Annotated in this window: 19 protein-coding genes; 11 read left to right on the top strand and 8 right to left on the bottom strand. The window is 49.5% G+C overall.

Features of this window, described 5'->3' with window-relative positions; translation table 11 throughout:
• Positions 1–58: 58 nt before the first annotated feature.
• The 6 genes from V3O24_RS02575 to V3O24_RS02600 form a co-directional block, all read right to left on the bottom strand.
• Positions 59–3517, bottom strand: a complete 3459-nt coding sequence (locus V3O24_RS02575) for a hypothetical protein (protein ID WP_331306061.1) — start codon at positions 3515–3517, stop codon at positions 59–61.
• Between the two features lie 165 nt (positions 3518–3682).
• A complete protein-coding gene (locus tag V3O24_RS02580) occupies positions 3683–4639 on the bottom strand; it encodes a DHH family phosphoesterase (protein WP_331306062.1) in 957 nt (318 codons plus the stop codon).
• Between the two features lie 3 nt (positions 4640–4642).
• Entirely contained in the window at positions 4643–5266 is a 624-nt protein-coding gene (gene cysC, locus V3O24_RS02585; protein ID WP_331306063.1) for an adenylyl-sulfate kinase, read from the bottom strand.
• 12 nt (positions 5267–5278) lie between these two features.
• Positions 5279–5488 carry a dodecin gene (locus tag V3O24_RS02590; protein ID WP_104424033.1) on the bottom strand — a complete coding sequence of 70 codons (210 nt, stop codon included), beginning with the start codon at positions 5486–5488 and terminating at the stop codon, positions 5279–5281.
• A gap of 5 nt (positions 5489–5493) precedes the next feature.
• Positions 5494–6165, bottom strand: a complete 672-nt coding sequence (gene murU / locus V3O24_RS02595; RefSeq protein WP_331306064.1) for an N-acetylmuramate alpha-1-phosphate uridylyltransferase MurU — start codon at positions 6163–6165, stop codon at positions 5494–5496.
• Positions 6162–7208, bottom strand: a complete 1047-nt coding sequence (locus V3O24_RS02600) for a phosphotransferase (protein WP_331306065.1) — start codon at positions 7206–7208, stop codon at positions 6162–6164. Before V3O24_RS02600 ends, murU begins: the two co-directional genes overlap by 4 nt.
• An 863-nt stretch (positions 7209–8071) precedes the next feature.
• Between V3O24_RS02600 and lptD the strand changes: the two genes are divergently transcribed.
• The 3 genes from lptD to V3O24_RS02615 are packed head-to-tail and all read left to right on the top strand — an operon-like array spanning position 8072 to position 12006.
• Positions 8072–10282 carry an LPS assembly protein LptD gene (lptD, locus tag V3O24_RS02605; protein ID WP_331306066.1) on the top strand — a complete coding sequence of 737 codons (2211 nt, stop codon included), beginning with the start codon at positions 8072–8074 and terminating at the stop codon, positions 10280–10282.
• On the top strand, positions 10275–11579 hold the full coding sequence (locus V3O24_RS02610; RefSeq protein ID WP_331306068.1) for a peptidylprolyl isomerase: 1305 nt from the start codon (positions 10275–10277) through the stop codon (positions 11577–11579). Before lptD ends, V3O24_RS02610 begins: the two co-directional genes overlap by 8 nt.
• Before the next feature lie 40 nt (positions 11580–11619).
• A complete protein-coding gene (locus V3O24_RS02615; RefSeq protein WP_104424028.1) occupies positions 11620–12006 on the top strand; it encodes a DbpA RNA binding domain-containing protein in 387 nt (128 codons plus the stop codon).
• A gap of 73 nt (positions 12007–12079) precedes the next feature.
• On the opposite strand, the gene V3O24_RS02620 is transcribed toward V3O24_RS02615, so the two are convergent.
• Positions 12080–12727: an MBL fold metallo-hydrolase gene (locus V3O24_RS02620; RefSeq protein ID WP_331306069.1), complete on the bottom strand. Its 648-nt coding sequence runs from the start codon at positions 12725–12727 to the stop codon at positions 12080–12082.
• 107 nt (positions 12728–12834) lie between these two features.
• Here V3O24_RS02620 and rnd point away from each other — a divergent pair, with 107 nt between their 5' ends.
• The 7 genes from rnd (at position 12835) to V3O24_RS02655 (ending at position 19319) form a co-directional block, all read left to right on the top strand.
• On the top strand, positions 12835–14001 hold the full coding sequence (rnd, locus tag V3O24_RS02625) for a ribonuclease D (RefSeq protein WP_331306070.1): 1167 nt from the start codon (positions 12835–12837) through the stop codon (positions 13999–14001).
• A 202-nt stretch (positions 14002–14203) separates the two neighbouring features.
• On the top strand, positions 14204–14608 hold the full coding sequence (locus tag V3O24_RS02630; protein WP_104424025.1) for an exosortase system-associated protein, TIGR04073 family: 405 nt from the start codon (positions 14204–14206) through the stop codon (positions 14606–14608).
• Positions 14609–14686: 78 nt separating this feature from the next.
• Positions 14687–15391: an OmpA family protein gene (locus V3O24_RS02635; RefSeq protein ID WP_331306072.1), complete on the top strand. Its 705-nt coding sequence runs from the start codon at positions 14687–14689 to the stop codon at positions 15389–15391.
• Positions 15392–15651: 260 nt separating this feature from the next.
• The gene (locus V3O24_RS02640) at positions 15652–16215 is read left to right on the top strand and encodes an SRPBCC family protein (protein WP_331306073.1); all 564 of its coding nucleotides are present in this window, start codon (positions 15652–15654) and stop codon (positions 16213–16215) included.
• A gap of 19 nt (positions 16216–16234) precedes the next feature.
• Positions 16235–17236: a cytochrome D1 domain-containing protein gene (locus V3O24_RS02645; RefSeq protein ID WP_331306074.1), complete on the top strand. Its 1002-nt coding sequence runs from the start codon at positions 16235–16237 to the stop codon at positions 17234–17236.
• 105 nt (positions 17237–17341) lie between these two features.
• Positions 17342–18730 carry an aminodeoxychorismate synthase component I gene (gene pabB / locus V3O24_RS02650; RefSeq protein WP_331306075.1) on the top strand — a complete coding sequence of 463 codons (1389 nt, stop codon included), beginning with the start codon at positions 17342–17344 and terminating at the stop codon, positions 18728–18730.
• A 28-nt stretch (positions 18731–18758) separates the two neighbouring features.
• Entirely contained in the window at positions 18759–19319 is a 561-nt protein-coding gene (locus tag V3O24_RS02655) for a uridylate kinase (RefSeq protein ID WP_331306076.1), read from the top strand.
• Positions 19320–19423: 104 nt separating this feature from the next.
• Here the strand turns inward: V3O24_RS02655 and V3O24_RS02660 are convergent, their stop codons facing one another.
• The gene (locus V3O24_RS02660) at positions 19424–20989 is read right to left on the bottom strand and encodes a sigma 54-interacting transcriptional regulator (RefSeq protein WP_331306077.1); all 1566 of its coding nucleotides are present in this window, start codon (positions 20987–20989) and stop codon (positions 19424–19426) included.
• A gap of 161 nt (positions 20990–21150) precedes the next feature.
• On the opposite strand from V3O24_RS02660, the gene V3O24_RS02665 reads away from it, so the two are divergent.
• Positions 21151–21804: a DUF938 domain-containing protein gene (locus V3O24_RS02665; protein WP_104424018.1), complete on the top strand. Its 654-nt coding sequence runs from the start codon at positions 21151–21153 to the stop codon at positions 21802–21804.
• Positions 21805–21980: the final 176 nt, after the last annotated feature.

Consider the following 21980-nt stretch of genomic DNA (forward strand, 5'->3'; position numbering starts at 1 on the left):
AGTGAAGCGTCCCGAACTGCATCCCCACGCCGGAGCGTGGGAACGACAAGCTTCAGTCCTAGGAATGATGCACCCAATCCGCGCCTAAAGTCCCTTGCAGTTGTTGCAGGTAAGCCGGATCGTTGATTTCGGCCAGCATGCGCTCGGTCGCTTCGAGTTTTTGGTTTAAGTCGGCGCGGTTGGCTGAGTCGTGCTGTTCCGTTGCCGCCAATTGTTGCTGGATATAAGCTTTGTGTTGTTGCCAAAGCGTGCTTTCGCGCTGCTGTTTGATTTCAAGACGCTGTTGATACCAGTCGCTTTGCAGCAAGCTGTCGCGGGTGAACATCGCCCGAATAGCCGGGTCGCTGGCGGTTTTGCCCGTATAGTGGCCTTCGGCCATGATGTGCAGCAATGCTTTTAATGGCGGGCAGGCGTCACTGATGGAACCGTCCTGAAAGTATTGTTGCGCCACCCGCTGCTGCGCTTCGTAGACATTGTCGATGCCGTCGACATAGCTGGGCATGTCCTGGGTTTCCGGTTTCAGCATGGCTTCGTCGAATACCGCAGTCGGGTAATCGAACATTTTGCCGAAGTTGGTATGCACAAACTTTTCGGTAATGCGATAGCCCAGCCGGCTTTGATAAACCGTGCGGCCTTCGTATTCGAAATCTTCCAGTTTCTCCAGCTGTCCCTGTTCGATCATGTACTGCGGATCGCGCTGGGTGACCGGCAGGCGCGACCAGATCTCGGGAATCAGCAGGCTGATGTCGTGATCGATCCGGCGTTTGGAGCCGATGAAACCTGCGGCCGTGGAAAAGCCGTCGTAGCCGCACAAGATGAATGAAACCAGTGCGGTGTTCAGGTCGGCGGTGGCCGATACGGCGTTAAACGGGCCTTTGGTCAGCGCGCCTTCGGAACCCGCGCCGGTGGTAGACGGCGATTTCCCGGTCAGGCTGCAAATGAAATCCATAAACAGCTCAGGCAGTTCCTGATAGTGGATCGGGTTATAGATCGCCAGCGGCCGGATGCCCGATTCAAGGTCGGCGGGATTGTTGCGCCGTCCGGTCAATACTTCGTTAACCGGGAAATAAACGGTCTGGTCGGCGTCAAGACCCCGCGCCAGGCGGGTGGACAGTTCGGCGATATAGCGCATTTTGGGGTTGGCTATATCGGGGCGAAGTTGCAGGTAACGGACGTTCTGGCTGGGCTTTCCGTCCACCAGCCGGGGATGCGCCGATGAGACGAAGTATTCGCCGTTCTTGCCGTTGACCGCCTGACGGATGACGTTTTGCATCGGCTCGCTGAATTCGTCGAAGTGGATCACGTCTTCGATAAACTCGCGCGCGTCCTCTGCGGTCAGCGGCTGGAAGTTGGAGATGAAATTGTCGGTGCGCGAAAAATCCAGTTCGGTCTGTAAATCGGTACCCCGGTGTATCGCATCGTCTGGACGCTGAAAAAAACTTTGTTCGCAGTTTTCGACCAGTTTGACGCTGGGGTTTTTATAATCGGGATTAAGCCCGCACAGGTAACGCGTCGGCACGACGGTGGACGCGGAAATATCGTCTTCCAGCTGGACCTTGGCCGAGGCGATAAAATCCTGCCGCAGTTTGAATACCCGCCACGCGCCTTTTTCGTCGAAGCCCACGCGCAGGTAACTGGCGATCAGTTTGCGGCCTTGGAACTTCAGTTCGTTGCCGGGATAGCTGTTGACCATATCGACGGAAAAATGTTTCCTCCAGTCTGGCCCCCATTCCTGCTTGTAAAAGCGTTTAATCATCAGCGCCACGGCCAGGATATGCTGGGGTATGGTTGCCAGCCATTGGTTGTGGGCGTCCGAAAATTGGGTTTCGGAAGGCGTCAGCAGTTTGATCACCGAGCCCAGGGTGCGTTCATTGCTGAGCAGGGGGCGGTGGTCGACGCCGTGCAGGGCCGGATCGCGGAAGCGGGTGGAATAATCGCGATTGAATATAGCGGTGACTATGTCCATGTCTTTATCGAAATCGTCGACAAAAACAGGACCGGAAATGATCGCTCCGGCAATCGACTTGGAAATCTCCGATTTGCCGCCCCCGGATACCGTGCTCGGTTTGTGGCAGAAAGTGCCTTCCTGGTGGGTGCCGATCAAGCGCCAGCTGGGCGCATTAGGGTGGCGTTCCATGTGGATTTTAAAGCCGTTGGGATAAACGTAAGTTTGGCCGAACAGCAGTTTAAGCGTTTGCGGTTTACGGTGATGCGTCCAGCTGATTTGCTGCTGTTGAATATCGAACTTTGCCGAATTAGGGATATAAATGATGTCGGGATAGTTTTTGTCGATAGCATAGCCTTCGTCTTGAGGCTCTATGACCGACGACAGTTGCCGGCAGACTTTATCGAAAGAATAATGCTCGCCGATATAGGAGGTATGCGGCAAAAATATCTCGCCCAGAATGACCCTAGGGAAGGCCAGCGCGCCGCCCGAATGCTCCTCTTCTGCGCCGCCGTACAGGTTGGCCGAGTAGCTGATATGGGACTTGATTTCCTTTTTGCTGTAGCCGAAATAGTTGTCGGCGATGACGGTGACGATAACCCCCTGCATGTTGCGGCACACCAGTTTAAAGGGCTGGCCGTTATTGTACAGCTCGTCCGCGTTTTGCCAGCACATGCCGTCTTTGCGCTGGCGCTCGGTCGCGTCATCAACATGCGGCAGGCCGAGTTCTTTTTTCCGGCAATGAACGAGGTGCGGCGCAAGAATGATGCAGCCGGTGTGTCCGGTCCAGTGTTCAATGTCCAGCGCGGCATCGTTTTCGGGCAGGAACGGGTCGCCCGCGTTGCCGAAAATCGATTCGACAAAATCCAGGTTGGCAACCAGTCCGCCGGGCGCAAAAAACCGCACTTCCATGGTTTTGACCGGCATGGCGGCGGAAACTTCCGGGCTCACGATAGGTCTGAGCAGCGACGATACCCAGAGTTTTGCGGCGTTGGCTTGGCCGCCGGTAAACGGCAGGCTTAAAAGATCGGAAGGAGGCGTCAGCGCAGTGCGGAGCAGCGCCGCGTAAGCCGTCACCGGTACTTCGTTTTTATCGGCCGGGACAGGAAGACCGCCTGCGGCGATATGGAACACGCCTTTGGTGGTGCGGCGGTCATTTTTCGGGTTATGCAGCACGCCTTGCTGTATCCGGTAAGAGTCGATATAAGCCGAATGAAATTCGTTATGCTGGAAGGGCAGGGACAGTTCCCTTGCCAGGCCTTTTTGTTCCAGTACAAAGGTTTCGCCCGGCAAGTTGACGGCTTCGGCTATGCCGTTTTCAACCAGGTAACTGTTAAGAAAATCCTGTATGCGTTGGTCGGCCGGGCAACGGTATTTGGCCAGCGCCAGCAGGCGGCGTTGCTGGAAATAATTTTTTAACAAACCGCCGGCAATCTTGAGGTATTGCGGGTCGTTTTCGACTTCGCAAGTCGGCTGGCCCAGCGCGGCAAGTTGCAGGTTGATATGTTGTAATTGTTCCAGTCGATCAGAGATGGATGGGGCAGGCTGGGAGGGGGCGGTCAGTGAGTTCATGCGTGTCGATTCCGGCGGTCTTTAAGATTGTAGTTATTATTCAGTGGCCAAAAATAGAACGGCGATAACGGTTTAAGCAAGGCTAAAAATTATTCATCCGCGTTATCGGCGTTCCGTTGTGTTCAATTTAAAAAGTAAGCCTTTTACCCGCATTGTAACAGCTACTCAGGAATAAAAATCCTCAAACTTTTTGATGAAAATACTCAGCTGATCGCCGGGCAAATGATTGATGCCCGCCGCGGCTTTGCGCCCTCCGCCGCTCGGAAAGGCTGAACATAGCTCGTCGGCGCCGGTTTTGTTGCATAGCGGCGCTCTGACGCCGACCTGATAGCTGTTGTCGCTGTTATGGGTGATGACCGCATGGGCTCTGGCCGGGTGAAGGTTGGACAGGGAATTCCCGAAAACGCCGTTAACGCGTCTTGCCCAGATGGTGTCCGGCAGTATGAAGACGGCGACGGCGTTGCTTTGGTATTCCGGGGTGATGAGTTCGGCATTCGCCATGTCTTCCTGGTAGCCCTGTTTCAGTTGCGTAAAGATGTCATGGTTGCCGCTGATGAAGTCAAAAGGGGATTGGAACTCCGCCATTTCCCGATACAGTGCGTCCGGGGCGAAATGCAGGTCGGCTATGCAGCTGCCGTAACCGTTATAGTTGATGTAGATGCCCAGGTCTCTCAGGGTTTCGAGTTCTGTTGGGTTGAGATTCAGGGTTGCGGCCAGCTGTTCGGCGCTGCGGTTTAAATTGTCGCCAAAAGCTGCGGTTATGGCCCACAACGGGTATTTGCCGTTCAGGTGCTGATTAACCAACAGGCTGGTGCAGACCGCGCTGTCGGTGTTAATCAACGCTTTTAAATGGGGATGTTTCGGAATATCGCCGGGTTGGTGGTGATCGACATAAAAAATATGTGCGCCCTGATTTAAAAACTCGTTAACCCGCGCGCTGTTTTTTTGCAGGGAAATATCCAGTACCGTGATCCGATCGCCGGAGCTTGCGCTGAATTTATCCAGTAACTGTATGTCGCGCTTGATGCCGGTGACGAGCTTCGCTGACAGCGGTTGATCGAGGCGTAGTTGAATCAGGGCGCAAATGCCGTCGGCATCGCCATTGAAGACATCGAAGTTCATGGTTCATTCCTTTGCGGGCAAGATATTTCGAACGCGTAGCAGTGATATGACCTGCTGTACGCTTTCTTCGAGCGTAAGCAGGTTGGTGTCGATTCTTAAATCAGGATTTTCCGGTTCTTCGTAAGGCGAGGATATGCCGGTGAACTCCTTGATTTCACCTAGCCGGGCTTTTTTATACAGGCCTTTGACATCGCGTTGTTCGCAAACCGGTAACGGGCAAAAACAGTGGATTTCAATAAAATCGCCATCCGGCATCAGGCTTCTTGCTATGGCGCGTTCCGTTTTAAACGGAGAAATGAACGCGGTCAGCGTTATTACGCCCGCTTCAAGCAACAGCTTGGCGGTTTCGCTGATGCGGCGGATGTTTTCCTTGCGGTCTTTATCGCTAAAGCCGAGGTCGCTGCACAAGCCGTGACGTACATTGTCGCCATCCAAAACAAACGTGTTTAAGCCGTATTGATGCAAGTGTTCCTCTACCGCATGGGCCAGCGTCGATTTGCCGGAACCGGACAGGCCGGTAAACCAGAGCACTGCCGATTTATGCGCGTTTTTTTGTTCGCGGCGTTGCCGGGTGACGGTGGCGCGGTGCCATACGGTATTGGGGCTTTTGTCCGGTTGCTTGTTCATCGGCGATTGAGTTTATTCAGTCAGCGCAAAGCCGATTTTAACGGTGACCTGCCAGTGTGCGACTTTGCCGTTTTCTATGTGGCCGCGGGTTTCGACAACTTCAAACCAGCGCATGTCGTGGATGGTTTTTGACGCCTTGCCGATGGCGTTTTCGATAGCTTGCTGCATGCCGATGGTTGAAGAGCCGGTCAGTTCTATTTTTTTGTAAACGTGGTCAGTCATGATCTTTACCTTTGTTGGGTGTAATAAAAGTCCAGTTCTTGCAAACGCTCCGGTGTGCCTATGTCCATCCAGAAGCCGTCCGTTTTCTGTCCTGAAACCCGGCCGCTTGTCATGGCCCGGCGTAATAACGGCCCAAGCTTGCTGGGGCCTTTAGGTATGTTGTGGAACAGTTCCGGGCGATACAGTCCGATGCCGCTAAAGGTGAATCGTTCAGCGCTGCTGGAAACGAGCAGTCCGTCCTTGTCCAGGCCGAAGTCGCCTTGTGCATTATGCGCCGGATTATCGACCAGAACCAGGTGGGCCAAATCGACAGCCAGGTTTTTGAGTTCGGCAAAAGGAAAGTCTGTCGCTATATCGCCGTTGACCACCAGAAACGCCTCGTCACCTAATAAGTGCAGCGCATTAATAATGCCGCCGGCCGTTTCCAATGCATGTTCGCCTTCCGGTGAATAGCTTATGTTTGCGCCAAACTGATGGCCGTTACCCAGCCGGTCTTCTATTTGCAGTCCCAGATGGGCATGATTGATGACTATATCGTTAAAACCGTTGGCTACCAGTTGAGTGATTGTATGTTCGATCAGCGGTTTTCCGGCAGCTTGAAGCAGGGGTTTGGGCGTGTGGTCGGTTAACGGACGCATTCTTTCGCCGCGCCCCGCTGCTAATATCATCGCTTTCATACTTCGACTTTGCTCAGTACAGGTCCTTCGACTGCGCTCAACACAGGTGCTGAGCATTTGCCGTGCGCAGGCAGCGCATGATCGTGCAGGAAGTCGTTGAATTCGGCAAGCTCGGGGTATGCCACGCAAACGGCGGTGACATAGTTCAGGGTGCGCGGTATGTCGTTAAGATAGTTAGACTTGCCGTCTCTCAAATGCAGGCGGGAGAAAATGCCGATAGCTTTAAGGTGGCGCTGTAGCCCCATCAGGTCAAACCAGCGTTTAAATTGGGCGGGGCCGCAGTGAACGAGCCCGGCTTGCCGTAGCCGCTCAAAATAGTCATTCCGCCATTGTTCAACCTGGGCTTCAGGCCAGGCTATGTAACAATCGCGCAATAATGACACCAAGTCGTAGGTGATCGGGCCGATTACTGCGTCCTGAAAGTCGATCACGCCGGGCGAATCGCTGTCTAAAACCATCAGGTTGCGGGAATGGTAATCCCGGTGTACGCAGGTGCCGGGCTGCTCCAGAGCCGATGCTGTAAGAACGGCGCGGACCGGTTCCCAAACCGCTGCAGGGATTTGAATATCCAATAACTGGCCTAAAAACCATTCGTCAAAAATAGCCAGTTCTTTGCGCAGCAGCGGCTCGTCGTAATGCGGCAGCCCTGCGTTTTGTACCGGCGTCAGGGTTTGCAGTTTAAATAAGCTGTCGAAAGCGGTTTGATATAAGTCGGCGGCAGTGGCCGCATCAAGCCGGTCCAGAAAACACTGGCTGCCGAAATCTTCCAGCAGTAAAAATCCGTCAGTCAGGTTTTGATGGAAAATGTTCGGGACGTTGATCCCGGATTGCGCCAGCAGCTTGGCGATTCTAATGAAGGGTTCAATGTTTTCTTTGGTTGGGGGAGCGTCCATGACGATAAACTGCTGTTTGTTAACGGCTCCTGCATCCATGCCGTCATTTGAAACCCGGACTCTAAAGTAACGTCGAAAACTGGCATCGCTGGAAGCGGGCGCACATGCGGTGATGGTGAGCAACAAATCGTTTTCAAGCCAGTCGAACATTAACATTGTTCTTAAGTCTTCAGGCATCATGATGTTTAGGATAGATTAGTATAATGGTGGGGTAGTAAGGTAAAATTAGCGCCCGGCATTTTATTCGATTTTTGATCCATTACGCTACTGAACTTATACCATCTATGCGCCGCCGCTTAATACTGTTTTTTTTACCTTCCATTTATGCGCCTTTCAGCATCGCTAGTGAAGCACTCTGGAATTGTGTGCAAAACAAGGATAGCAATGAGTGGGTTTGTGTAGGTGAAAAAAAGCCTGTGGATAAAACCGACGCGGTAAAGCCAAGCGCTCCAACCGCAAGCTCCGTACCCGAACCTGCGCGGGCAACGGCGCCTACGGATGTCAAGCCCGTAGAGACTGCCAAGGAGACGCCTGTTAAAGAGAAACAGCCGTTTCGTTCGGAGCCTATTGAGAATATTCCGCCGGCTGTTGTCGCAGAGCCGGGGGGCGTCAAGCAACAGCCGGTCCCGGTTAAAAAGACTGAGCAGGAAGCTGCCGCTTCCAAACTTCCGGTCAGCACCAAGTCAGACAAAGACACGCGACAAGCTAATGTAGAACTTAAACAAGTCGCCTTGTCGCCAGACGGTTCTCCAAAAAGATCGCTTCAAACTGAAACCAATCGTCCAGGCTGGACCTGCGACGCCAAGTCGGGGGATAAAAACTGGGATTGTAAGTTGGTCGGCGAAGATCCCAAGGGGCAGGCGCGCATTGTCGAAACGCCTGAAACCGGCATAAGTTTGCTGACTCCGGCGTTTGACCACGGCGAAGAGCAGACGTTTAAAAACATTAAATCGCAATTGAAGTATGATCCCTGGCAGAACTGCGCGGCGCCCGCGGGCGCCAAGCCCAGTTTTGTGCCTGGAAAGGATTTGAGGGACGTATCGCCGCTGGATATTAATTCCGATTATGCGGAAATATTCGATAACGAAATCTACAGCTATGTCGGTAATGTTGAAATGACCCGTGCGGATCAGAGTTCGGTTTCTCATAAAGCGAGTTATGACACGGTTTCTCAGGCATTAGATTTAGAGGGCAATGTCTATTACAGCGACGATGAACTGGCTCTGCATAGCCAGTCTGCATCCCTTGACATGGCTGCCGATCAAGCCAAATTGAGGGAGGCCTTGTTTATTTCTCCGGCTACGCCGCTCAGGGGGCGGGCGAACACGATTTATCGGGAAAGCAAGAGTCTGACGAGATATAAAAGTGTTGCTTATACCAGCTGCCGCCCCGGCAATCAGGACTGGGTCGTGCATGCGAGTGAGTTGAAGATGAATAAAGTGACCGGGCAAGGCGCCGCTAAAAATACCTGGGTTGAGTTTAAAGGCACGCCTGTGTTTTATTCGCCTTATATGTCGTTTCCGATTGATGACAGACGGCTTTCCGGTTTTCTTGCGCCTTCATTCGGCAATACGCAACGAGGCGGTTTGAGGCTGGAAATGCCTTATTACTGGAATATAGCGCCTAATTATGATGCAACTATACGGCCCCGGTATCTTTCAAATAGGGGCGCTTTATTGGGTGGGGAATTCCGCTACCTGACGGAAATGTCAAAAGGGAATGTGGATCTGGAATATATGCCCCGTGACAGTCTACTCAATACATCCCGTTATTTGGTAGGATTTAAGGATGCCAGCCAATTTACACCTCATATCAGTTCAAACCTGAATTTAAACAAGGTGTCGGATAAAAATTATTTTATCGATTTGGGCAATGCGTTGAGTATGTCCACTTACAACAGCTATCTTGTAAGTCAAGGTAGTCTGAATTATGCAAACACAGGGGTTTCATTAAGAGGCACTGCGACCAGTTATGAATCGATTGACCAAGCGATAAACGACGCGGGATTACCGTATCGGACGCTGCCGCGAGTTAATTTGAATTTGAATCATGCATTCGATTTTATGCCGTTGAATACGGCGATGGATACGGAATATGTATATTTTCAACATAGCACATTGCTGAACGGTCAGCGGGCCGGTGTTAGGCCGTCAGTCAGTTTTCCGTTGCAAACTGCCAGTGCGTTTTTAATACCCAAGCTCTCCTTGCAGCATACCCAATATTCGTTAAGTAACCCAAAAGACAGTGCTGCATTAGCTCCGAGCAGCATGTCAAGAACTATACCGATTTTTTCTACAGATAGCGGCCTGTATTTAGAAAAGGATGTAAACTTTTCTAATAGATCTTATCTGCATACGCTTGAACCCAGATTGTTTTATTTGTATATCCCCAGGACTGATCAGAGTGGTATCCCCGTTTTCGATACCGGGTTAACTGATTTTTCATTTAACAGCATGTTTTTGGAAAACCGCTTTAGCGGCGGGGATAGGGTGCAGGATGCTAACCAGCTAACGGCGGCCTTAACAACGCGTCTGGTCGATACTAAATCCGGTCGAGAAAAGTTAAAGCTCAGTGTGGGTCAGATTGCTTATTTTCAGGATAGGAAGGTTAATTTGCCGGGCTATCAGGAATCTTTGCCAGGCTATTTCCCGGATACCGATAGGTTCTCGAATCTGGTGACTGATCTCAACTTTGAATTGACAGATCATTTATCGGTTAGCTCAGGGGCGCAATGGAATCCTCATCTGAATCGGGTTGTCAGGCAGAACCTCGGGATACATTACCAGAATGAGCCTGGTGAGATTATTAATCTCGGTTATCGTTACAGGAAAAATACAACTTATCCAGATGCTTCAGGATTAAGGCCTTATGACATTGTTAATAGTGACGTTTCCTTTCACTGGCCGATTTATAACGATTGGTCTGCTGTTGGACGTTGGAGTTATTCATTGCTGAACAATAACACTCAGGAAAGTTTTATTGGCGCGGAAAAAGAAAATTGTTGTTGGCGTTTCCGTGTTATTGGACGGCGCTGGATTAGTGGTATAGGTATTAATTCAGACCCAAATAATCCGAACGCGCCAATTGCCCTCAATGTGACGGGCATACCCCAGACGGGTGTGTTTTTTCAGATTGAACTAAAAGGATTGACCGGTATCGGGACAAAACTGGAGGAGTTTTTTCAGCAGCAAATTTATGGTTATCAGGCACCGAAAAATGATTAAACAAGAAAATATCAAAATAGCCATTGTAGCGGCGCTGTTATGCAATCTACTGTTCGGCAGTTTTTCAGTGCATGCCGAAGTTCTTGATACCATTATCGCTGTGGTTGAAGATGACGTTATTCTTGAAGGAGAGTTACAAAAGGAAGTGGCCGTCATTGAACAAAGAATGCAGCAAGGTAACGCCACGCTCCCGCCCGCGTATGTGCTGCGCAAACAAGTGCTGGAAAAAATGATTATCGATAAACTCCAGCGGCAATTAGCGGAAAAAGCGGGGATTACTGTCAGCGAAGAAATGCTCAACAGCTCGGCGGCCGATATAGCCCGAAGAAACAACATGGAGCTAGATCAATTCAGGACAGAGCTGGAAAGCCAGGGCATGAGCTATCAAAGCTTTTTGGATAGTATCCGCAATGAAATCGTCATTAATCAATTGCGTAGTAGAGAGATAGGCGGACGTATTAAGGTTACCGACCGTGAGGTCGAACATTATATGGAAACCCAGGATAAAATAGGCGAAGCGGCCACTCAATACCATCTGGGACATATATTGATTGCGGTTAAGGAAGGTGCGTCATCGGCAGAGATACAGCGAGCGATGAGCAGGGCCGAAGATATTGTCGGGAGCTTGCGGGGAGGACAAGACTTTAGTCAAACAGCGATCAGTGAGTCCGATGACGCTAATGCTCTGAAGGGGGGCGATTTGGGTTGGCGTACCGAGAGTGAAATACCAACCCTGTTTGTTAATGAGGTCAGTCAGATGAAGCAGGGCGATGTGTCTGAGCCGATACGCAGTCCGAGCGGTTTTCATATCATTAAAGTACTAGAGCTAAAAGGCACGGACAATCATATGATCATCAAAACCAAGGTTCGACATATTTTAATTAAAACCAATGAATTGGTTGACGATGCCGAAGCAAGAAAACGTTTGCTGGCATTAAAAACCCGTATTGCCGATGGCGATGATTTTGCTGCTTTGGCACGGGCGCATTCAGACGATAAAGGTTCTGCATTAAAAGGCGGTTCATTGGATTGGGTGGGGCCGGGGGATTTGGTTAAGCCGTTTGAAGACGCGATGGCAAAACTCGGCATTAACGAGGTTAGCGATCCTGTACAAACGCAGTTCGGCTGGCACATGATTCAGGTTTTAGGCCGGGAAAATAAGGATGATAGTGATGAGTTCAAAAAGAACCTGGTCAGAGATGCTATCCGCAAACGGAAAATTGAGGAAGAAACAGAGCTTTGGGTGCGCAGATTGCGCGATGAGGCTTTTGTGGAAATCTATCAAGACAGGCTTTGAAACAGTGTTGTGCGGTTAGCGCTTCAAGATCGGAATTGGGATGAACGGCAAAAATAAAAAGGATGATGCGGATAAGGGGCTAATAAATGCTGCCGCAACCCAGCCGGGCATTAAAATGGTACGCTATCGTTTGGATGTCGGATGTAAACATCAGATTACCCCGGAAGAGCTTAAGAAGGTGTTGATTGAGGAGTCCGGGGTCGACAAAAACAATATCAACAATATTAATATTCAAGGTGATTACACGCTGGTTGAGTTGCCTGATGAAATGCCGCCGGATATATTCCAGCATTTAAAAGCAGTGGAAATCAATCAGCATAAGCTGGATATAAAACGGATAAAAGCACGTCATAAAAAACGCGGCAACTACCGGGGGCGGAGGGGGAAACCGCGTACTCCCCAAGCTGATAATGGCGGAGCTGAATAAATTGGCGTTAATCTGATCGACTAGAGATAGCGTTAAATTCCGCCGGCTACGAAGGAGACAGAGGCAAGGCGCTTCAGTCGATGCGGGAGGCGTTGCCGACGAAAGGGTTGCTGCGCATTTCTTCCCCAAAAGTAGACATCGGGCCGTGACCGGGAATAAAAGAAAACTCTTTACCCAAGGGCCATAGATTATTTTTGATTGAATTAATCAAGGTATTGAAATCTCCTTTCGGTAAATCGGTTCGACCGATTGAGCCTTTAAATAACACATCGCCGACTATAGCCAGTTTTGTGTTGCGGTGAACAAAAACCACATGTCCCGGTGTATGTCCAGGGCAGTGAAAAACGTCCAGTATCTCTTCGCCAACCTTGACAATATCACCCTGACTTAACCAGCGGGACGGTGTAAATGAATCACAGGCCGGGAAGCGAAAAGTCCGGCATTGTTCGGGAATGGCGTCAATCCAGAATTGGTCGTCTTGATGAGGCCCTATGACGGGGATGGAAAGCAAAGCCGCCAGTTCAGCAGTGGCGCCGATATGATCAAGGTGGCCGTGAGTGATTAAGATCGATTCGGGCAATACATTTTCCCTGTTAATGATTTTTAGAATCATATCAATATCACCGCCGGGATCAACGATGGCCGCTTTATGAGACTGCTCGCAAATCAGCAAGGAACAGTTCTGCTGATAAGCGGTAACCGGAATAATACAAAATCGCATAGGTAAGTGAAGACAAAAAAACAAATCTTATCACTAAAATGAAAAACCACCATTAACCGTGAAATGCATGATTTTCACGGTGCGTTACTGACTGCTCGTTTAACACTATGACAAACATACAATATATCAATACCCCTGATCAGCTGGTTAAGCTGTGTAAACAGATTAAAAAAGAGCCCTGGTTGGCTCTTGATACAGAGTTTTTGCGCGAAAAAACCTATTATCCGAAATTTTGCCTGCTGCAAATAGCGACACCGGAATGGGTGGCGTGCGTTGACCCTATAGCATTACCGTCGTTGGACATCCTTTTTGAAGTCATATACAGCCCCTCCATCGTAAAAGTATTTCATTCCTGCCGACAGGATTTGGAGATATTTTATCAATTGACCGGGAGGATACCTGCGCCGCTATTCGACACCCAAATAGCTGCACCGTTGCTGGGTTTTCAGGAGAATCCAGGCTACGCGATGCTGGTCTCGAGCCTGTTGAACGTGAATTTAAACAAGGCGCATACCCGAGCCGATTGGACCAAACGGCCGCTGATAGCTGCGGAAATTCAATACGCTGCGGATGATGTGATTTATTTATGCAAGATTTATCAAATGATGTTGCAGAAATTAGCCGAACTGGGACGTACTGATTGGTTGGAGCGGGACTTTGCTGAGCTGGAAAATCCGAATTTGTATGAGGTAAAGCCCGAGAAAGCCTGGTTGAAAATTAAAGGCAAAAATAAACTGACCGGCAGGCAATTATCAATAGTTCAAGCGTTGGCCGAATGGCGGGAAAAAACCGCGCAGTCTGAAGATCGTCCCAAGAGCTGGCTGTTGCGCGATGAGTTGCTGTTCGATATGGCCAAGCTGCAACCGGAAGCCGTTGGCGACTTGGCCAATGTTCGGGGCATCAATGAACGCGTGGTTAATCGTTACGGTGCGGAACTGTGTCAACTCATCACTGCGGCCAAGAATCGCCCCCCTATACCCCTAAATGAAAAAGGCCGGCCTGCTAAAAAAACTCAGCAACAAGAAGCGATATTGGATATTTTAACAGCGCTGGTCAGAATACGCGCCGAAGAAAATTCGTTAAATCCGGTTATTCTTGCAACGCGCAAAGACCTGGAAGTGTTGCTGTTCAATGACGATGATGAATGTCCGCTTTTGCACGGCTGGCGCTTCAAAATGGCCGGTAGGGAATTGGTAGGTTTGTTAAAAGGCGAGTTGTTATTAGGGATAGAGTCTGACAGGCTGGCTATTATTGAAGGCCAATCTTTGGCATAGGTTAATTCCTATCCAATTGGTTTTAATTACTGGTCCACATATTCTGTGTGGATATTTGACATTACAAAACTGTTGGGATACCGTTGCCTTAAGGGAATTTTAAGTTTTGATCCCCTTGCCAGCCTTTTTGGGGTAGATTTATGACCGGATCGGTTAAGGTTATAAAAACCCTGTGGACTAAACATTTCATGAGGAATCAATAATGAATAAGAAAAACCTCTTCACTGCCTGTGTACTTTGCAGCGCATTATTGTCAACAGGAGCGGCTTATGCGGATGAGAGTTATCTATCCGGCGTGGGCTCTAAAATAGGTCAGGGACTAGCTAATACAACGACTGGTGTTGTCGAGATACCGAAAAACATTATCAATATCAGTCACGATCAAAATGTTTTCGTCGGAATAACATGGGGGTTGTTGCGTGGCGTCATAGAGACTGTCAACCGGACGACTGTGGGTGTAGTGGAATTGATTACTGCACCTATCCCTTCAGATGATTTTATTACTCCGCCTTATGTATGGAACCGGTTTAGTGAAGATAGCCGTTATTTTGGTCTTCATGTGCCGGGATACTGGACTACCTACGGACCGTTAGATGACGGCGAATAACCATTGACCCATTAAATATAATCGTGCGTCGATTCGCGAGAAGGTGACGTGTGATTAGGATTGAAAAAGGATAAAGTTATGAACAAACAATGTATTTACGTGCCGTTCGCCGTATTAGTCGCAGCTCTTGCCGCTTGCAGTGCGCCAGCACAGAAAGATATTCCGGCGCTAACTGCGGGAATTGATGCCGCTAATGCCGGTCATTACCGCCAAGCTATCATGCATGAGGAGATAGCCGAGGAAAAACTCGAAGAGGCCGACGAAGCTTTAGCTCACTGGAAAAAAGATCATTACTGGAATATCAATGACCGGCAAAAAGCCCTGGATGCGGCTCGTGAAGCTGCGGAACACCGGCTCGCGTCGGAAAAAGAGATGTGCCAGTGGTTAACGCAGGTTCACAGTCAAAATCATCTTAAGGATGGGGCGGTTTCAGCCCAATATTCCGCCGTATTTTTCGCGGATGGCAGTGCGGTACCTTATAAATACGAGGAACATGAAATTGCTATCCTAGGCTCATATTTGGAAGCTCATCCCGACGTTTCAGTCAATATAGAGGCTTATACCGACACGGTCGGCAGCGCGGCAAGCAATCAAAGTCTCTCGGAAAGAAGAGCCTCCACTGTCAGAGACATGCTGGTCAAGAACGGCGCCAAGGTTCAGCAACTGCATGTAAAGGCTTTGGGTAAAGCGCATGGTCCTGACAATACCCGGGATCAGCAACATCGGATAGTCTCGATGGTTACTATTCACCCTGCTTATGCCGATTGTTCTGATTTGAAATAACCTTCATCAAAGTTCCCTCCCTGTAACCTCAAATGGCTACAGGGAGGGCGGTATTCCTCTCTGTTTTATTCAAAAATCCACTGCCGGCCCCCGTTCAGCAAAAAAACCAGCAAGCGATAATAAAAACTGACAGCTTTTAGTGTCAGACTTGTTTCCTAATATTATGTTTAAGTTTAAGTTAGTTTAAGCTGATGCTTGCAGCGCGTGATTGTCATATAATGACCGTTTTAGTTTTTATTGTTCCCGGAAGGTACGTTAATATGAAAAAGATCGTTTTGTTTGTTTCAGTTTTGTTGTTCTTTTTTAGCTCACTAGCCAGCGCTCATGGCCCTGTGCGTCAAAAAGCCGAAGAGAAAATCACCATCAATGCACCCGCTGAAAAAGTCTGGGCTATTATTAAAAATTATGGCGATATGTCCTGGCATCCTGAAGTTTTTAACACAACCGTTAAGGGCGACAATACAAAAGGTGCGATTCGTGTTTTGACCTTAAAAGACGGCGGCACGATTACCGAAGAATTAAAAAAGCATGACGACGCGAAAATGTCTTATGCATACAAAATCACTGAAATGAGTTCATCTAAATCGATCACTCATGCCGGTGCTGAAGAAAAAGTTCCAGCGTTACCGGTAAATGATTACGCAGCGAGCATCGAATTGGCCGATAAAGGCGGCAGCACCGAGGTTATCTGGAAAGCCGGTTACTACCGTGCCTACATGAACAACAACCCGCCGGAAGAAATGAACGAAGAAGCCGCTAACACAGCAGTGAAAGCTATGTTGGAAACAGGATTGATTAACTTGAAAAAATTGGCTGAAAAGTAAGGTTTAGCGAGTGTTCCCTGTGAACTATCGCCACGCCAGCTCCCGGCTGGCTAGTGGCATACACACCATCCTTGGCAATAAGGCTGTAGCGATTTACATCGCTACAGCCTTTTTATCTACGCCGCTGGCAGCCCAGCCTTTTGCCTACATCAGCAACCAATTGGCCGACAGCGTATCTGTTATCGATACGGCAACGGCCCGAGTGGTCGATACGATTGCCGTTCCCGGCAAACCGGCAGGAATTGCGGTTGCTCCTAACGGCAAGCATTGTTATGTCAGTACGCCGGAAGCCAAAGGCTTTGCCGTTGTCGATACAACAAAACGCGAAGTCATCGCCACTGTTGCGGTCAATGACGGCACCCTGGGTATTGCTGTCGGACCCGATAGCAAGCGGATTTATGTGGCGGATTGGTATAAGAATACCGTTTCGGTTATCGATGCGAACAGTCTGCAAATACTGAGTACGATAGCAGTCGGCGAATCACCGTCAGGATTGGTTGTCAGTCCCGATAACCGCTGGCTCTATGTCGCCAACCGGATCAGTAATTCGGTTTCCCAGATCGATTTGAAGACCTTGGACGTTAAAAGAACCGCGCAGGTTGGGACGCATCCGTTTGGACTCACCATCGATGCCAGAGGCGAACGCATTTATGTCGCCAATGTACAAAGCGATGATGTGACGGTTGTGGAAACAGCCAGGATGAAGCCCGTTGCCACCGTAAAGGTCAACATGTTGCCTTATGCAACAGCGCTGGCGCTTAATGACAGCCGACTGGTGGTGACCAATCAGGATGATGGTTCGGTTTCCGTTATCGATACGGAAACCTTAAAGGAAATCGCCCTGATTAAGGTGGGCGAAAAGCCCGAAGGCGTCAGTACCCATCCCGATGACCGGCATGTCTACGTCGCTAACTGGTTTGACGGCAATGTTTCGGTGATCGACGCCAGAACCTTGAAAGTGATTGATACCATTACAACCGGCGAAGGCAGTCGTGCATTTGGGCAGTTTATAAGCAAATGATTGCTGTAGAAGAAGGGACCCAAAAAGTCTCGTCTTCTACCGGCCTTTAAACAGTCCCGATACAACACGCATTACAATCCCTCCTCAATCAGATTACCCCTTTAAATGCCGTCACCGAATCAACTTATCGCTTCTCTTCCTTATTTTTCCGACAGTGCAGAGCTGTTTTCCATTTATGCAGACAAGGATTGGGCTGTTTTTTTGGATAGCGGTTTTCCCCACAGCAACCAGGGACGATACGATATTATTGCGGCTGATCCGGTGTGCACCCTGGTTACACGCGGCGAGATGACCGAGATTACCCGCAATGGCATAACTCTAAAATCAACTGAAAACCCGTTTGATTTGGTTAAACAACAGCTTCGTTCATTTCCAGATTTTAACCTGAAGACAGATCTCGGTGATTTGCCGTTCAACGGCGGGGCCATCGGCTATTTTTCTTATGATTTAGCGCGCAGACTGGAAGTCTTGCCGGCAATTGCCCAAGATGAAGAGCATATTGCCGAAATGGCGGTGGGGATCTACGAGTGGGCTGTCATCGTCGATCATCACCGGCAAAAAAGTTACTGGGTCGGGCAATGCGATCAGCAAAAGCGGCAGGACTTAATCAAGCAGTTCAGCCAATTACCGGCAAGACAGGATGATCATGGTTTTAAGGTTGTCGGCGAGATTAAGTCCAATATGGACAAGGATTTTTATATACGCGCCTTTAACCGGATCAAGCACTATCTTAAGGAAGGCGACTGTTATCAGGTGAATCTGACGCAACGGTTTGTAGCAGGTTGCGAAGGCGACCCGTGGACAGCCTATCAAACCTTGCGCAAATTAAACGCCGCCCCGTTCAGTTGCTATCTTAATCTGCCCGAAGTGCAGATTTTAAGCTCATCCCCGGAGCGGTTTTTGAAACTGGCTGATGGCGTGGTCGAGACCAAGCCCATTAAAGGAACGCGGCCGAGAAAAACTGATTATGTGGAAGACCTGCAGCAGATAAAAACCCTGCAAGCCAGCAACAAAGACCGGGCGGAAAACCTGATGATCGTCGATTTGCTGCGTAATGACATCAGTAAAACCTGCAAGAGCGGTTCGGTCAAAGTGCCGAAGTTATTCGATGTCGAAAGTTACGCCACCGTACATCATCTGGTCAGCACGGTAACCGGCCTGCTGGCGGATAACCGGCACGCATTGGATTTGTTAAAAAGCTGCTTTCCGGGCGGATCGATTACCGGCGCACCCAAGATCAGGGCCATGGAAATCATCGAGGAACTCGAACCCAACCGGCGCGGCGTTTATTGCGGCGCTATCGGTTACATCGGTTTCAACGGCAACATGGACACCAATATTGCAATCAGGACATTGGTGCATTCGGACAACACCATCCGTTTCTGGGCGGGCGGCGGTATCGTCAACGATTCCGTCGCCGAAGAAGAATACCAGGAGAGTTTTGACAAGGCGGCGGCCATGCTCGATTTATTGCAGCGTTTTACGGTCAGGTAATGCGCGATTTAACCGCCGCTGGCATAACATGATTATTATCAAACTGGGCGGCAGCCTGTCCCGCTCGGATGTGCTCGTCAACTGCCTGGATGCGGTGGAGAAAAACTGTCAGGGCAGGGCGGTGGTGATTGTTCCCGGCGGCGGCGCGTTTGCCGATCAAGTCAGGCTCGCGCAACAACACTGGCAATTCGACGATACCACCGCGCACCACATGGCCCTGTTAGCCATGCAGCAAATGGCCTTGTTGTTCAAAGGGCTTAAACACGGATTTGCTATTGTCCATACCGTTTCGGCGATTCAAGAACAGTTAAACCGGCAAAAAACCGTCATTTGGTCGCCGGATATTATTGAACTTGATAACGCAGGCATACAGGCAAGCTGGGATATAACCTCGGACAGCCTGGCGGCATGGTTGGCTAAGACGCTGTCGGCAACCGAGCTTATCCTGATAAAGTCAGCCGGTATCGATGCCAACCTTAGCCTGCAACAACTCGCCGAACAACAGATAGTCGACAAAGCCTTTTGCGATTTTGTCGCGCAAGCCGCTTTTACGACACGCATTATTAATGCGCAAACCTGGACTGAATAGCCCGCATTCGCCACCCCCCATTCATAGCGGTCAGGACGTTTGAACTGGCGTTCACATAACGAAGACTTTCTCGGTGCACTTGCCGCTTTTAAAAAAGCTGTATATTAGCGGCGCGCTCTGCGATAGTCCGCCAAATTAATTTCATGCTTTTTCAGCTTGGTGTAGACGGCGCGGGCTGTCATTTCCATGTCTTCCGCCGTTTTCTTGATGTCGCCCTGATGTTGTTTTAAAGAGCTTTCAAGAAACGATCGCTCGGCTTTGGCAATCGCGTATTCCTTGATGTCTTTCCATAGTTCGGCATTGTTCGAGTCAGTTGGAAGTTCCAAATCCAGTTGGGCCATTTCCTTGCCGGAGGCGAATAAAATGCTGCGTTCAAGGATGTTTTCCAGTTCGCGGACATTGCCCGGCCAGGGATAAGCGCGAATCTTTTGCATGACTTCACGGCTGACCGATTCAACCGCTTTGTTATACTTCTTGCTGAGGCGCTGCACTATCAATTGTACAAGATAAGGCAGGTCTTCCGGGCGTTCGGCCAGCGGCGGGATGCTTAATCGAACCACATTGAGGCGGTAATACAGGTCATTGCGGAACAGGTTTTGTTTAACCAGTTCTTCCAGGTTGTTGTTGGTCGCGGAGATGATTCTCAGGTCGACCGACAAGGTTTGCTTGCCGCCAACCCGTTCCAGTTCGCCTTCCTGAAGTACGCGAAGCAAGCGGGTTTGCGCGGCGGGGGACAGTGTATCGACTTCATCCAGAAACAAGGTTCCGCCCTCGGCCCTTTCAAAATAGCCTTGATGCACTTCGATGGCGCCGGTGAACGCGCCTTTTTCATGCCCGAACAGCGCGCTCTCGATCAGGCTTTCAGGAATTGCGCCGCAGTTGATTGGAATAAACGGGTTGTTGCAGCGGTCGCTCATCGCATGTATCGCGCGTGCAATCAATTCCTTGCCGACGCCGGTTTGACCCTGAATCAGCACCGTTGCCGGCGTTGGTGCAATCACTTCTATGGATTGCAGGATTTTTTGCATGGCCGGCGATTTGGCGATAATCGCAGGAGACTGGTGTTTTTTTGCAGTCTGCTTGCTTTGTTGCCGCCAAATCTGTTGCATACTCTGCTCAATGCGCGAGTGCAGTTCGTTAATATCCTGCATTTCCTTGACCGGTGTCGTGTCCGTGTATTCCGTTCCCGGCCGCTCTTTTGCCGCATTTGGGTTGGTGTATACGCAAACTTCGCACTTGCCGTCGTGGCGGGCGATGCTTTGTTTGATTTCCACCTTGGCGTAGCCGAAATTTCTGGCGGCGATGCCGCCAAAGACGCTGGACGTCATTCTGCACAATTCAGGAAAATTGGTAACCCGGTCGCCAAAAGGACAACAGCTGTTGGTCACGGTAATGCAGTCTTGGTCGCTGGAAGCGAGCGAGAATTTGCCGCCGATATTGTTTTTAAGGCCGAGGATCAGTTCGGTATAACTGTCTTTGTCTAGCAGTTCGCTGTTATGGGTCTCCTCCCGGTAGGTTTCTTCAAAAAAGCACCCGGCGGTTTTGGCGATGTGTTCGATCAATTGCTCGCAGTGCTTTTGGCCCTGCTGTTCGCTGGCATGCATCAGCTCAAGGATGAAGGTTTGCAGGAAAAAAACCGGTGTTAAATCTGAAAGAGTGCTGTTGTTCATGATGTTTTGTGAAGTTGATTTTCCATAATTGAAGCACAGCTTCTTGTATTCGGTAAAGACAAAACTCAAGTTATTGTAATTTAGTGAAAATATCAGCGAATATTACTGGCACAACACTTGCTCTCATCTGAATTGCAACTAATAACAACGAGGAGTTGAAAATGAGTCAAGACAAACCACCTTTAGATCCGCATCCATTAAGCGAGTATGTGGCCTGGGCCGGAAACCGCAACCGTGAGCCGTTGCTCGGCGTTTTAAAAGAAAAATTGCCCCAAGATCCCGGAAACGTGCTGGAACTGGCCAGCGGCAGCGGCATGCATATCAATTACTTTGCGCCGCATTTCGAGCATTTGCATTTCCATCCTTCCGACAAGGATCAAGAGGTGTTCGATAACATCAAGAAACTGTCAATCGATCACAAGAACGATAATATTGCCGATCCCGTTCATCTGGATTTAACCAATCCTGAAACCTGGTTTAATGCCGGAGCGCCCCGTTCATTTGCGGCAATTTTCTGCATCAATATTTTCCAGGTAGCGCCTATTTCAATTGCCGACGGCATGATGCAATGCGCCTCAAACTTGCTGGATGACGATGGTTTTCTGCTGATTTACGGCCCGTTCCAAGTAGAAGGTACCTTTACCACCGATTCCAATAAAGAGTTTCATCAGACATTGAGTTCGGCGGGTGTATCGGAATGGGGCTTGAAAGATGTGGCCGACCTGAAAAAAGCTGCGGAAAATCATGGCCTGGAATTAAAAGAACAGATTAATATGCCTGCCAATAATTTCTCGCTGATATTTGGTAGAAAGTAATAGAACACGGATTAAAAAGGCGAAGGGCGAAGGGCGAAGGGCGAAGGGCGAAGGGCAAAAAAAAGCTTGCATTTAAGTTTAAGGGGTATTTCAATTTTTAGCCTTTAGCCTTTAGCCTTTAGCCTTTAGCCTTTAGCCTTTAGCCTTTAGCCTTTAGCCTTTAGCCTTTAGCCTTT

This window comes from Methylobacter sp. Wu8 (genome assembly GCF_036440755.1).
Lineage (GTDB): Bacteria > Pseudomonadota > Gammaproteobacteria > Methylococcales > Methylomonadaceae > Methylobacter_A > Methylobacter_A tundripaludum_A.